At 62.2% G+C, this 12,899-nt stretch carries 11 protein-coding genes; 9 read left to right on the top strand and 2 right to left on the bottom strand.

The features are described from left to right. Positions 1-165: 165 nt before the first annotated feature. Genes GYA95_RS15355 through GYA95_RS15340 form a run of 4 tightly spaced genes read left to right on the top strand, consistent with a single transcriptional unit; the run spans position 166 to position 2,765 of the window. Positions 166-954, top strand: a complete 789-nt coding sequence (locus GYA95_RS15355) for a ParA family protein (protein WP_013973578.1) — start codon at positions 166-168, stop codon at positions 952-954. Further along, positions 954-1,847: a CheW domain-containing protein gene (locus GYA95_RS15350; RefSeq protein ID WP_015271200.1), complete on the top strand. Its 894-nt coding sequence runs from the start codon at positions 954-956 to the stop codon at positions 1,845-1,847. The genes GYA95_RS15355 and GYA95_RS15350 overlap by 1 nt, the downstream gene beginning before the upstream one ends. Positions 1,848-1,888: 41 nt before the next feature. After that, positions 1,889-2,368 carry a chemotaxis protein CheW gene (locus GYA95_RS15345; RefSeq protein WP_003254393.1) on the top strand — a complete coding sequence of 160 codons (480 nt, stop codon included), beginning with the start codon at positions 1,889-1,891 and terminating at the stop codon, positions 2,366-2,368. 1 nt (position 2,369) lies between these two features. Continuing rightward, the gene (locus GYA95_RS15340; protein WP_015271199.1) at positions 2,370-2,765 is read left to right on the top strand and encodes a DUF2802 domain-containing protein; all 396 of its coding nucleotides are present in this window, start codon (positions 2,370-2,372) and stop codon (positions 2,763-2,765) included. Positions 2,766-2,821: 56 nt separating this feature from the next. On the opposite strand, the gene GYA95_RS15335 is transcribed toward GYA95_RS15340, so the two are convergent. Then, on the bottom strand, positions 2,822-5,686 hold the full coding sequence (locus tag GYA95_RS15335; RefSeq protein ID WP_015271198.1) for a dermonecrotic toxin domain-containing protein: 2,865 nt from the start codon (positions 5,684-5,686) through the stop codon (positions 2,822-2,824). Beyond that, on the bottom strand, positions 5,683-8,436 hold the full coding sequence (locus GYA95_RS15330; protein WP_015271197.1) for a dermonecrotic toxin domain-containing protein: 2,754 nt from the start codon (positions 8,434-8,436) through the stop codon (positions 5,683-5,685). Before GYA95_RS15330 ends, GYA95_RS15335 begins: the two co-directional genes overlap by 4 nt. A gap of 233 nt (positions 8,437-8,669) precedes the next feature. On the opposite strand from GYA95_RS15330, the gene GYA95_RS15325 reads away from it, so the two are divergent. The 5 genes from GYA95_RS15325 (at position 8,670) to GYA95_RS15305 (ending at position 12,830) form a co-directional block, all read left to right on the top strand. After that, positions 8,670-9,245, top strand: a complete 576-nt coding sequence (locus tag GYA95_RS15325; protein ID WP_015271196.1) for a GNAT family N-acetyltransferase — start codon at positions 8,670-8,672, stop codon at positions 9,243-9,245. A gap of 73 nt (positions 9,246-9,318) precedes the next feature. After that, the gene (locus GYA95_RS15320; RefSeq protein ID WP_015271195.1) at positions 9,319-10,041 is read left to right on the top strand and encodes a TenA family transcriptional regulator; all 723 of its coding nucleotides are present in this window, start codon (positions 9,319-9,321) and stop codon (positions 10,039-10,041) included. Positions 10,042-10,064: 23 nt separating this feature from the next. After that, entirely contained in the window at positions 10,065-11,294 is a 1,230-nt protein-coding gene (locus tag GYA95_RS15315; protein ID WP_015271194.1) for an MFS transporter, read from the top strand. A 50-nt stretch (positions 11,295-11,344) separates the two neighbouring features. Beyond that, positions 11,345-12,610 (top strand): aminotransferase class I/II-fold pyridoxal phosphate-dependent enzyme, encoded by a 1,266-nt coding sequence (locus GYA95_RS15310; RefSeq protein ID WP_015271193.1) that lies wholly within the window; start codon positions 11,345-11,347, stop codon positions 12,608-12,610. Then, complete coding sequence (locus tag GYA95_RS15305) at positions 12,603-12,830, top strand: hypothetical protein (protein ID WP_015271192.1); 228 nt, start codon at positions 12,603-12,605, stop codon at positions 12,828-12,830. The genes GYA95_RS15310 and GYA95_RS15305 overlap by 8 nt, the downstream gene beginning before the upstream one ends. The last annotated feature ends 69 nt before the right edge of the window (positions 12,831-12,899 follow it).

Raw genomic sequence — 12,899 nt, 5'->3', positions numbered from 1 at the left:
TGGGAGCGGGTTCACCCGCGAAGAAGGTGACACGGTGCATGGCACCGGCTGCGCCGGTGTTCGCGGGTAAACCCGCTCCCACAGGGATCGCGCCAGCTTTCCGATGTTGAGCAAGACAGTTGCCCCAGCAGTGTCCCTGCCAAATCAATAGATAGAGTTTGCTTGATGAGAGTCTGGGCAGTAGCCAATCAAAAAGGTGGCGTCGGCAAGACCACCACTACCATCGCCCTGGCCGGCCTGCTGGCCGAGGCCGGCAAGCGTGTGGTCGTCGTCGACCTCGACCCGCACGGCTCGATGACCAGCTATTTCGGGCACAACCCCGATGCCCTGGAGCACAGCTGCTACGACCTGTTCCTGCACAAGGGCGCGGTGCCCGAGGGCCTGCCCGGGCAACTGCTGCTGCCCACCAGTGACGAACGCATCTCGCTGTTGCCGTCGAGTACCGCGCTGGCGGTGCTGGAGCGCCAGTCACCGGGGCAGAACGGCCTGGGCCTGGTGATCGCCAAGAGTCTGGCGCAGCTGTGGCAGGATTTCGACTATGCCCTGATCGACAGCCCACCCTTGCTCGGTGTGCTGATGGTCAATGCCCTGGCAGCCAGCCAGCAGCTGGTGATTCCGGTGCAAACCGAATTTCTCGCGGTAAAGGGCCTGGAGCGCATGGTCGGGACCCTGGCCATGGTCAACCGCTCGCGCAAGCAGGCGCTGCCGTACCAGATCGTGCCGACCTTGTTCGACCGCCGCACCCAGGCCTCGCTGGCCACGCTCAAGCTGCTGCGTGACACCTACGGCCAGCATGTGTGGCAGGGCTACATCCCGGTGGATACGCGCCTGCGCGATGCCAGCCGCAAGGGCGTCACGCCCTCGCAATTCGACAGCAAGAGCCGCGGGCTGGTTGCCTACAGGGCGCTGCTCAAGCACCTGCTGACCTACAAGACTGCGGCGCAGGTGGCCTGATGACCCAGACCCGGCAAACCAGTACCCGGCCACAGATGGCCCTGCAGTCGTACCTCGACGGCCTGCTGCAGGACGCCACCGAAGCCGAAGACCTGTTCGAGGCGCCAGCGGCGGCGGACGAGTTCGCCGAAGCGGTGCGCGAAGAGCAGGTGCGTGATGCCTTGCAGCAAGCCAGGCCGGCGTCAGCCGAAGCAACCGTCAGCCCCGCACCACGGCCGTTCGCCGAGCCCAGGCTGGCGGTGCTGCCACAGGTGATGCCGGTGGAGGCACCGGTAGTGACGGTGGTCGAGCGGGCGGTGGTGGCCGAGGCCAGCATCCCGGTGCTGGTCGAGGAGCAGACCGTGGAGCCGGCAGTGCCGCTGGTGGACGTACACCTGCCGGCGCCGCAGGTACCCGTGCCCCCGGCCACGGTCGATGGCCGCCCGGCCTGGGCCGCCGAGCCGTTCGAATGCCTGCTGTTCGACGTGGCGGGCCTGACCCTGGCGGTGCCGCTGGTGTGCCTGGGCTCGATCTACACCCTGGCCGGCCAGGAACTGACACCACTATTCGGCCAGCCGGATTGGTTTCTCGGCATCCTGACCTGCCAGGCCGGCAACCTGAAGGTGTTGGACACCGCGCGCTGGGTGATGCCCGATCGCTACCGCGATGATTTTCGCCAGGGCCTGCAGTACGTGATTTCCGTGCAGGGCTACGAATGGGGGCTGGCCGTACACCAGGTCAGCCGCTCGCTGCGCCTGGACCCGTCCGAGATCAAGTGGCGCAGCCAGCGTGGCCAGCGCCCGTGGCTGGCCGGCACGGTTATTGAACACATGTGTGCGCTGCTCGACGTCGCTGCACTGGCCGAGCTGATCGCCAGTGGTGCGGTCAAGCAGATGCACGCCAAACAGAAATGACACCGAACACACCGCCTGTGGCGGATTTTGAGGGTAGGGGAATGAAAAAGTCGTCTGCACAAGGTTCCGAAGATCCGATCCTGCAATGGGTTACCTTCCGTCTGGACAATGAGTCCTACGGCATCAACGTGATGCAGGTGCAGGAAGTGTTGCGCTACACCGAGATCGCCCCGGTGCCGGGTGCACCAAGCTACGTGCTGGGCATCATCAACCTGCGCGGCAACGTGGTGACCGTGATCGACACTCGCCAGCGCTTTGGCCTTATGCCGACTGAAGTCACCGACAACACCCGTATCGTCATCATCGAGGCCGACAAGCAAGTGGTCGGTATCCTGGTCGACAGCGTGGCCGAGGTGGTCTACCTGCGCCAGTCCGAGATCGAGACTGCACCGAACGTGGGTAACGAAGAGTCGGCCAAGTTCATCCAGGGCGTGTGCAACAAGAACGGCGAACTGCTGATCCTGGTCGAACTGGACAAGATGATGACCGAGGAAGAGTGGTCCGAGCTGGAGAACATCTGAGTTGATCCTAGAGGTTGCTGTCATCTTCCTGGCGCTGGTCTGGGCGCTGAGCCTGTGGTTTTTCCTCAACTACAGCAAGCGCCAGCGCGAGCTGGCTGCGCAGCAGGCAGCGGGTGACGCGCTGCGTGACCAGCGCATCAAGGACCTGGCCAAGCGCCTGGACGATTACCAGAACGGTACCGTGCGCATGGGCGAGGCGCTGCATGACTTGCGCGTGGCGGTTGCGCCGCTGCCCGACAAGATCCAGCAACTGGAGCAGCGCGACCCGCACAACGTCACCTTCACCCAAGCGGCCAAGCTGGTGGGCATGGGCGCCAGCGTGGCCGAGCTGACCGAAAGCTGCGGCCTGACCCAGGCCGAGGCAGAACTGATGAGCAAGCTGCATCGCGGCAACTGATTGCCATGAGTCTTGTGCGGCCCCAGGCACAGCGGCCGCGCAAGCCCGACCGGCCGTCAGTAACCCTGAGCGTTCCCTGCCATTGCGACCTCTTCCAGGGGTAGCAACCGCAGCTCTGCACGCCGTTGTGCTGCTTCATCCAGCAGCGCGTCGTAGTTCAGGGTGTGCATGTTTGCCAGGTCCGCCACCTGCCTGAAGGTGTAGAGCTCAGGTAGACGTTGGTCGATTACATGGTTGAGCACCGCGGGCCCGGTCAGCGTGTTGAGCCTTTCGGTATAGGCCTGGAATGCCGCCGCATGCTGCCGCGGCGGTTTGGGAGCCTCGTAGAACGCCTGGCCCTCCGGGGTGAGGTAACGGCCCAGGATCTCGTCGGAAATGGCGTTCAGCACCGGATTGCCAGCACGGCTGCCAATCATGCTGGTGTTGTAGCTGGTATACATGCCCAATTGCGCATTGCACACCGGGCTCCTCAACAGCAGCCCGTCGAGGGGCGTGGTGAGCGGTACGCTGTCGATCTTTGCCCGCAGCTGCCCGGTTGCGTCCGGCTCGACCAGCAGATGGTCGTCAATATCCAGGTAGATGCCGCCTTCGCTATGCAGGATGCGGTAGCGCAAAATATCGGAGGCCGAGGAGAAGTTGCTGGCCACACCGCCATTTCCTTCCAGCGCAGCCTGGTACTGGTCGAAGTATTCACTTGCCGCGAATTGATGATAGAAAGTCTGCTGCTCCAGTACTGCAACCTTCAATCCCCTGTCGATGCGGGGCTGCAGCAGGGTCATGTTACGTTCGAATGCCTGAGGGTTGGCGTTGGAGAGGTAGAGTTTGAGCGTGAAATCGCTGTTGCGCAGTGCCTGCACGTTGTTGTCGAGCGCGGCCAGGTAATCACCGGCGATCGTCCTGTCACCCAGCCAGATGTGAAATACCTGCCTGGGGACGGGTATGCCTGGTGCAGTCCCCAGCGCATCGAGGTCGATGGGCAGCTGCAGATCGATACCCAGTGCCCGCAGCGTGCGCGAGCGCGATGCCGGGCTGATTTCCCGCAACGGGTCCGTATCGGGCAGCAGTCGGCTGATCGAGGGCTGCAGCGGATCGGCGCTGGCCACATAGTGCTGGGCGCCGCGTGTGCCGTTGGGGTACTTGAGCACGAAACTGTCCTGTCGGGCGTCGTAGTACAGCGGGTGTGGGCCATTCCCCGCATCGCCGATCAGTTCGTCACCTGTGCCGAATGCCTTGCGCCGCGTTACGCAGCGGGCAACGTGTGAGTCTGCGCCGGGCAAGGTGGTGGCTACTTGGTCACCCGCTACTGCCAAGTCCTGGAAATAGGGTGTCATCGCAGGCCCGGGCCAGCGTGGCGGCGAGACCGGGCTCAGCGGGTAGCCTATGCGGCCATTGAGCCTCACCGGTTTGATGAAGCCAATGGGGCGTTGGCCGAACAGCGCCTTGCTCGCCTTGACCCCGCGCGCCAGCCCCGGGGCTGCGTTCAGCAGGCCGAACACGGCCTGCTCCGCGCCTTCGAGCTGTTGGTTCACATCCTTGCCGTGCAGCGCCTGGTCCAGGCCTACTGTAAATTGGGCCACCCCGGCCACGGCAGCCAGGGGTAGCAGTCCGGGAACCACCAGCAGAAACGGTGTGGCCAGGTTCATGGTCAGGTAGAAATAGCTGCGCCATGCGGCCTTGGTCACTTCACTGTCGCGCGTGATCAGGAAGTCGGCGTCGGATTGGCTGCGTTGACGTTGTGCCACCGTCAATGCCTCGAACAGGTTGTATTCGATGCGTGGGCTGGAGGTGTCTGCCTTGTAGTTGATCAGGGTGTGCGGGTTCCAAACCCTGGCCAGGCGATACACGCTGGTTGCAGGCAGGATGATCTGGCGGGGCGGGAAATCGGCCATGCCCTGAAGTACCCGACGCAACCCCGAGCGGCCAATCCTGTCCGGAATATCGCAGGCCCTGAAGTGGGCAAGCAGGGCTGCCCGTTTGTCGGCGTCGCGGCACTGCCTGGCAAGCCACGCACGCATGGCGCCTGGGTTGGCGAACTCATGCAACGGCGCCGCATTGCCCGGTATGTACAGCAAGGTCAGGCGGCTGCGCATATCGCTCAGGCAGAGGATGTCGCTCGATGGGTAGCCATTGATGTTCAGCAGCCTGGCCTCTACCCCGTTGTCACTGAGGTTGGCGCCGTGGTGCCAGCGTTCCACGCCTGCCGCCCGCCACGCCAGGCTGCGCCCCTGTTCACTGAGGTTGCCCCGCAATGCCTGCCTGTTGCAGGCAGCGAGGAATGCGATGCACGCGCTGACGCTGTACTGGCTGGCGGCATGGGCCCAGAAGTCATCGAGCTGGCGTTTGAATACGCCCTGGAAGTCGAGTTGCCAGATGAAGGACTGGAAGGTCGTGGCGTCGAACTGCACATAAGTGCTGGCGTCGTAGCGCATGGGTGCGGTCTGGCGGAAAAGGCCATGGAATTCGGTGTGCACATCGATGTCGTGGTCCAGGCCACTTCCTGGCAATTCATCGACGATCGTCACCTGGCCATTGCTGAAGGCCTGGGCCCAGGGCGCTCGACCGTGTGGCAGGGAAAGCTCTGGCAGTACACCTAGCAGGTCGACGGTGGCCGTCCCGCCTCTTAGCAGCAGCTGCGCGGTTTGCTCGGCAACCTTGGAGTAGCCGCTTTGCTGCCAGTTGCCAAGCAGCGCTTCGGTCAGGCTCATTTGTTGGACGATCTTGGCCAGCCAGCCCCGCTTGGGAACAAATTTGCAATGCAAGGTCACTGCAAGCGTGTTGTCGGGTTCCACGTCCAGCCGCTGCTGGCTGGCCCATTCGCGGATGGCTGCACTGGCACTGCGGTCAGGGCGAGGCACGGAACCCAGCATTGCCTTGACGTAGTCTTGGCCGGCTGCGCCGACCACAGGTTGGCGCGGGTTCATGTTCGGCTCCAGGAATGGTTGCCACCGACAGTGGCGAAGCGGTTCAGGGGCAGGAGTGTACGCACCGAATCGCGCATGCGTGGCAGATCGACGAACCGGTAGGCATTGATGCGCGGCATCCCATAAAGATTGGTGAGCTGGCGCAGGATGCGCAGGCTCGGCAGTTGCCGATCGACCACGTCGCTGAGCAGGGCAGGGCCGGTGAGGTAGCTCAGGCGGCTGGCATACTCATAGAAATTCCCCGGGTCTTCAGCCAGGCTGGGCTTGCTGTCGTAGAAGTCGCGATTGAGCTGGTAGCGTGCGTACATCTCTTCGGAAATGGCCTCCAGGGTGGGGTTGCCGGGGTGGCTGCCGATAAGGCTGGAGTTGTAGAGGCTGTTCATGCTCATCTTTTCATTGGACATGGGCGGTACCAGCAGCAGCCCATTGGCGTCCGTGCTCAAATCGACCTGATCGATGGGTTCACCGGCGGCACCTACCGGTTGGCCGTCGATGATCAATGAGTATTCGCCTGGCGCGAGCAAGGTGTCATCGACATCCATGTACAGGCCACCTTCGTGGTGCAGCATCGGGTAGCGCAGCACATCGCATGCCGATGCATAGTTGCGGGCAACGCCGCCGTTGCCATCCAGGGCAGCGTCGTACTGCGCGTAGTACCTGCTTTGGCGGAAAGCCCTGAAGAAGGCCTGCTCTTCCAAGGGCAGCACCTGCAAACCCGGGGCATGACTGGCCAGCAGCTCCAGGTTTTCGGCATAGGCCTGCCGGGCAGTGCTGGAAAGGAACAACCGCATGCTGTATTCGCTACCTTGCAACCGCGCTGCGTTCTGGCCCAAGTTGGCCAGCAGCTCCGGGCCGATGATCTGGTCACCGACCCACAGGCAGGAGATGTGCTTGGGTATTGGCCAACTGCCTGGCGCTCTGGCCGGCACCTGTAGCGGCAATGGCAGGTCCACGCCCAGCGCCCGCAGGGTACGACTGCGCATCGCATGGGTAACCACGCGCCCTTGTGGTGCGGGGCGCAGGTTCCGGCTGCCGGGTACCGCCACGAAGCCGACAGGGTCGACCTGGTTCAGGTCTTCGGCCCGAATGAATACGTCCCGCTCCATGTCGTAGATCACCTTGGCGTTGTAGCCATCGATGTTCGCTGCCAGGGTGTCTGGCTCACCATCGTACTGGGGTGTACGAATGACGGCGTCGGCAACTGCCTGGTCAGCGTCCTCCAGTGGCTCTATCGGGTCGGTGATATGGAAGTAGCTTGCGCCCTCGGGCTCCGGGAAGCGCGGTGGCGAGAGCGGGCTCAGGGGGTAGCCGATCTGTTCATTCAGCCGCGTCGGCGGCGCGAAACCTTCGACCTTGAATTCGAACAACGCCTGGGCCCTTGCGGCAGCGCCTGCCGCCAGGGGCAAGGCGTTGAACAGGCCCCAGGTGATGTTGCCGATGCCTTCCTGACGCTGCTGCAGTGACTTGTCGTTGATTGCCTGGTCGAGCCCCAGGCCAAGCTGGGCGATACCGCCGACGGCCAGCAGCGGCCCCAGGCCGGGTACTACCAGGCACAGTGGCGCCAGCAGATTGAGCGTTGTGGCCAGGTAGCCACGCCACCTGGCCTTGATGACTTCGCTGTCAGCCGTGATCAGAAACGCGGCATCGTCGTAGCTGCGCTGACGCTGGCGCTCGGCCAGTGCCTGGAACAGGTCGCCCTTGATTTTGGGGTTGTACTTGGCTGGTCGATAATTGACATAGGTCTGCGGCGGCCAGGTGCCGTCGTCGTTGAAATAGCCGTGTTCGGGCGGCAGCAGGTGCCGTTCAGGGTAGGCGCCCAGCCCCTCCATGGCAGTGTCCAGGCCGCTGAAGTCGAGGCCTTGCGGACAATCTGCCAGGCGAAAGTGCTGTTTCAGGGCCTGGCGCCTGGTCGGGTCTTTGCATTGTTCACCGACCCAGGCCTTCAATTCTCGTTCGCTGCTGAACGTCAGCAACGGTGAGCTGTTGCCAGGTACGTACAGCACCGTCAGGTCGGTGGCGGGGTCGTTCAGGTACAGCAGGTCGGTCGCTGCATAGCCGTAGATGCTCAACGTGCTGCGTCGCAGCCTGTTGCGCCGTGGCATCAGCCCGGCCGCTTGCCAGACCAGTTGCCGTGCAGGTTCGCTGAGGCTGCCCTCGCTGACCTGTCTGTTGCAGGCTGCGATGAAGTTGAGCTTCAGCGCCAGCCTGTGACTGTGCAGATGGTCACGCCAGTAGACATCCAGCGCCGCCTTGAAAGGCTGCTGGAAGTCCAGGTTGTTGATGAACTGCTGGAAGGCTTCGGCGCTTACCGGCAAATGGGTGGAAGCGTCGTAGCGTTGCGCGGTAGTGCGCCGGAACAGTCCGTTGAATACCTCGAAGGGTGCCCCGTAGTGATTGAAGGCGGGGGCCGGGAGGGTGTCCACCAACCGTATCGGACCTGCGGGTAACGCACCGGCCCATGGTGCTTGCAGCAGCTTGCCGAACACGTCACTGGCCGACTCGCCCTGCCAGTTGCCCAGCAGTGCCTGGGTCAGGCTGGTGCGCTGGCTGATCGCGGCCAGCTGGCCACCTGCGCCATCCGAACAGTAGTGGAGGGTAACGACGTCGAGCTGGTCCGGGTCCAGGTCATGGCCTTGCTGCGCAAGCCATTGGCGGATGGCGCGGTTGGCCTCACGATCGGGGCGGGGTACATGGCCAAGGTGGTCTATAACGTAATGCGTGCCCATCACGTTGATGCGGGTCGAATGCATGGGGGGTATACCTTGCGCTGAGATGAGGTCGGCAAGGTTGAAACAGGGGCGCGGGAAAACGGTGGTAGATATTTCGGTACAGGACCTGACCGTTCTCATCGCACCTGGCCACGGTCGCTGATGGCATTTTGCATGTATGTCACTATCCTTCCGCTTCCTGTCCGGTTCCCTTCTTACCCGGGGTCTTACTTAAACGTTTAAATCCCTGCCTGTACGCACAAGGGATTTACGCAATGAACACCCTCTCTTCAAAGCAGTTGGCCCCCGGCGAACCACAGTTGCAGTGGTTGCGCCAGGCTGACAGCCATACCGCGCCAGCCATCATGCAACTCATCAACAGCACGGTTGGCGATGGCGGTGTTCTGGGTTACGAGCACGAGATGTCTGCCGGGCAGAGCGTCGAATTCACGGCCTCGCTGCAAGAGCGCATCCGTGGCGGCGATACCCACGTCCTGCTCGGCCAGGCAATGGCAGGGCCGGCATGCCTGGTCATCCTTTCGCGCAGCAGCATGCCGAACTGCCGGCATATTGCCGACCTTAGCAAGGGCGTGGTGCATCCGGCCTATCGCGGGTCCGGCCTGGTGGCACGGGCTTTCTGCGAAGTCGTGCGCTTGTCCCAGGCCCAAGGTATCGAGCTGTTGACCCTGGATGTGCGCGAGGGCACTCGTGCACACCGGTTATGGCAATCCTTCGGGTTTCAGACCTACGGCGTGCTTGACGACTACGCGCGGGTCGATGGCGTGAAGCATCGCGGCCATTACATGGCCCAGACCGTGGAAAGCCTTGCGCTGCGACTCAACCTGCACTGAATTGCCCTTCATTGACCCCGCCTGCGGTCATCCCCGTCAACGGCAACTGCTCATTCACCCAAGGAACGCCCCAATGGCCTTATCTACTGCAGATTTTCGCGATCAGTTGGAGCAGAAACTGCACCACCATCTGACCTTGTCCCACCCGATATTCGAGGAATTGCTTGCGCCCGAGGGCAACCGGCTGCTGCTGCGCAAGGTCGCGCTGCAAGGCTACCAGCTCACCAAGTATTTCCTGACTTATGTCGAGCACTTGTTCTTTCATTGCCCGCTGCCCGCCCACAAGCGGGCATTGATCACCAATTGCTTCGAAGAAGAAACCGGCCGGCTTTCGCGCACCGATAACCATGTCGTGCTCATGCAGAACTTCCTGCGGGCGCTGGGTATCACCGATGCCGAGCGTGATGCCGAGCAACCGCTGCCAGCCACCCGGGAGTTGATCGATTTCCGCCTGCAGGCGGTACGGGACCCGGCGCGTTATCACATTGGTGCAGCAGCAGTGATGATCGCCAGCGAGGGGCAGAACCTCGAGACCGTCGCTGGAGATGCACGGCACGTGTTGCTGGGGCGAGCCTATGGCCTGACCGAACAGGACCTGCTGTTCTTCTCGGTGCACCAGAAGGAAGACGTGGGCCACGTCAATGAAGGCTTGGACCTTGTCTCGCAGTTGTGCACCACCGCGCAGATGCAGGAAGAGGCGTTGCAGGCGGTAGACCACACATGCCGGCTGTTCTACGCAATGTACGAAAACATGTACCAGGCCTATTGCCGAGCTCCGCAAGCCGAGGCGGTGTAATGCCCACACGATAAGGATTGGCCATGAAACAGAAATTCAGCTCTACCTTGATCGTCTCGGTGCTGGTAGTCGGCTTCGTGGTGATGTTTCTGTCCAGCGCATTGAAAGGGTTGTACCAAGTCTACTTCGTCGACCTGGCCTCGCACTTTGGCGAGGGGCGCGCAGCCTTGGCCACCGCAGGATCGCTGTTCGTCCTGACCATTGGCCTGGTGTCGCCCGTGGTGGGGTGGCTGAGCGACCGGGTTGGCCCCTTGAGCACGGTGGCCCTTGGCAGTCTCAGCGGCGGGGTGGTGCTGCTGGGCGTGACCTTCGCCGGCACGCACCTGCTGGTGTTCACCCTGGTGTATGGCCTGCTTGGAGCCTTTGCCCTTGCGGCGATGACCTATGTACCCATGGGTATTCTGGTCGATCGCCTGGTCGCCGAACGGTTCAAGGCCTTCGCTTTCGCATTCGTCACCAACGGCACGTCCATCGGCTTCATCGTGCTGTCGCCGTTGTGGATCATGCTGCAGCAGAGCGTGCCCTGGCAGTCGGTGTTCTCTTGGGTTGGCCTGATCTTCCTGGTGCCTTTGAGCCTGGCGCTGTATTGGGTATCCCGCACCGTGCCGCTGAAGCCCGACCCGCAGGCGGCAAAGGTCAGGCATCCGGCGATGTTTCTGCTGCGTGACCCGCGCTTCTTCGTGCTGGCGCTCAGTTTCGCCAGTTGTGGTGCCACCATGGCGTTCATCGATGTTCATCTGGTGTCGTTCTGGCAGGGTGAGGCGCTGCCCAGTTCGGTGCAGGCCAGCGGCCTGAGCCTGCTGGGTGTGCTGGAACTGGTCAGCGGCCTGCTGGCGGGTTGGTTGGCCACCCGCTACAACAAGGGCCTGCTGCTGATGATGTTCTACCTGCTGCGAACCGCTGCGGTCATCGTGCTGCTGACCACGCCCGGGCCCCTCGGAACGTACGTGTTCGCTGTGCTGTTTGGCGCCAGTTACCTCGGAACGGTGGTGCTCACGTCTGCCTTCTGCTTCGCGCTGTATGGCGCCGAAATCAAAGGCAAGGTGTTTGGGATGCTGTTCCTGGTACACCAACTTGGCGCTTTGGTAGCCACGCAGCTGGGCGCACTGGATTTCGACCGGCATCAAAGCTACCAGCTGACCTTGGCCGGCCTGGCCACGGCCACGGCGGTGGCTGCCCTGGCGTCCTTGTGGCTGGTAGCGGTTCGCCCTTCAAGCGAAACCCTGGCCACTCAACTCGCCGAACCTGAATAGTCCACCGATCAATTGCGCATTGTTCAATGCAAACAAGGAGGCGCATAACCATGCAATCGACCGTGATTGGCCTGGATGATTTCAACGCAACTGATTTCAATGCAACCAGGGCGTTGCATGCTCACCGGGCCAGCGACCTGTCCGATGTGTTCTGTGAGCCGTTGGCCATGACGTCCGCCTATACCTTCGCTTCAGCCAAAGAGGCATGCGAGCGCTTCAGCGGCCAGCAGCAAGGCAATGTATACAGCCGGTTCACCAACCCGACCGTCCAAGCGTTTGAAAGCCGTGTGGCAGCGCTCGAACGCGCTGAAAGCGCAGTGGCGTTCGCTTCTGGTATGGGCGCTTTCACCGCGCTTTGTCACGCCTTTCTCCAGCAAGGCGACAACATCGTCTGCAGCCGGGACGTGTTCGGCACTACGGTCAATGCCTTCAGCTACTACATGGCCCGCTTCGGGATCGAGGCCCGATTCGTCGATTTGACAGACCTGGCGCAGTGGAAGTCAGCAATTGACGGCAGGACCCGCCTGGTGGTGTTGGAGTCGCCATCCAACCCGCTGCTGAAAATCGGTGATATCCGCGCCATAAGCATGCTGGCACATGAAAAAGGGGCATTGCTGGTGGTGGACAACACCTTGCTGACCCCTGTTTTTCAGCGGCCACACACACTGGGAGCGGACCTGGTCATCCACTCCGCTGGCAAGTACATGGATGGCCAGGGGCGTGCATTGGCGGGCGTCGTGACCGGTTCGCAAAGCCTCCTGCAGGTGTTGCGGGGTGTTCTGCGTACCTTGGGCATTTCTTGCAGCCCGTTCAACGCCTGGCTGCTGCTCAAAAGCCTGGAAACCCTCGAAGTCAGAATGATGCGGGCGCAGGAGAGCGCCTTTGAGCTGGCACGCTGGCTTATGGATCAGGACCTGGTGACTGCAGTCCATTACACCGGCCTTGAACACCACCCCCAGCATGCATTGGCATGCCGCCAGCAGGACGGCCATGGCGGGCTATTGGCTTTCGAGATCGTCGGGGGCCAGGCCGCAGCCTGGCAATGGATTGACGAACTGCGTTGTGTGGCGCGCTGTACCAACATCGGCGACACCCGCAGCATGGTCACGCATCCGGCCACAACCACACACGGGCGGTTGGACGCACAGGCACGCCAACAGGCGGGTATCACGGATGGTTTGATCAGGTTGTGTGTCGGCCTGGAGCGTGTTGACGATATCAAGGCCGACCTGCAACAGGCCTTCCGGGCCGTGTCCTCGCAAAGGTCCATGGCAGCGACGGCCGGCCGTCCCTGGAACGCGGTGTTCAATGGCTGAACTGCTCGCTTCAGGATTCGGCATCGGCGTGTTCGCCGTGGGGGTGCAGATCCTTGCATTGATCGCGGTATATGGCACGGCCTGCGCGAAGGAAGTGCGTTTTTATGCCGTGGCTTTTGTGCTGGCGAGTTGCGTGATGACAGGCATGGCGATGCTCGACCCGTTGGCATTCACCCAATGGCATGTCGATGGCCTGGCAGTAATGACGATGTGCGGCTGATGCCAGGCGCCGCCAATTTTCGATAACGGGTGAAGGTTCAACACCCGCTCATGACGTTCAGGGGTAACC

The sequence above is a fragment of the Pseudomonas asiatica genome (assembly GCF_009932335.1).
Lineage (GTDB): Bacteria > Pseudomonadota > Gammaproteobacteria > Pseudomonadales > Pseudomonadaceae > Aquipseudomonas > Aquipseudomonas asiatica.
This window is presented reverse-complemented; position numbering and strand designations above follow the sequence as displayed.

Bases quoted from the DNA above. Each gene is read 5' to 3' on its own strand.
- GYA95_RS15355 (WP_013973578.1), top strand. From the start codon at position 166: ATGAGAGTCTGGGCAGTAGCCAATCAAAAAGGTGGCGTCGGCAAGACC.
- GYA95_RS15350 (WP_015271200.1), top strand. From the start codon at position 954: ATGACCCAGACCCGGCAAACCAGTACCCGGCCACAGATGGCCCTGCAG.
- GYA95_RS15345 (WP_003254393.1), top strand. From the start codon at position 1,889: ATGAAAAAGTCGTCTGCACAAGGTTCCGAAGATCCGATCCTGCAATGG.
- GYA95_RS15335 (WP_015271198.1), bottom strand. From the start codon at position 5,686: ATGAACCCGCGCCAACCTGTGGTCGGCGCAGCCGGCCAAGACTACGTC.
- GYA95_RS15330 (WP_015271197.1), bottom strand. From the start codon at position 8,436: ATGCATTCGACCCGCATCAACGTGATGGGCACGCATTACGTTATAGAC.
- GYA95_RS15325 (WP_015271196.1), top strand. From the start codon at position 8,670: ATGAACACCCTCTCTTCAAAGCAGTTGGCCCCCGGCGAACCACAGTTG.
- GYA95_RS15320 (WP_015271195.1), top strand. From the start codon at position 9,319: ATGGCCTTATCTACTGCAGATTTTCGCGATCAGTTGGAGCAGAAACTG.
- GYA95_RS15315 (WP_015271194.1), top strand. From the start codon at position 10,065: ATGAAACAGAAATTCAGCTCTACCTTGATCGTCTCGGTGCTGGTAGTC.
- GYA95_RS15310 (WP_015271193.1), top strand. From the start codon at position 11,345: ATGCAATCGACCGTGATTGGCCTGGATGATTTCAACGCAACTGATTTC.
- GYA95_RS15305 (WP_015271192.1), top strand. From the start codon at position 12,603: ATGGCTGAACTGCTCGCTTCAGGATTCGGCATCGGCGTGTTCGCCGTG.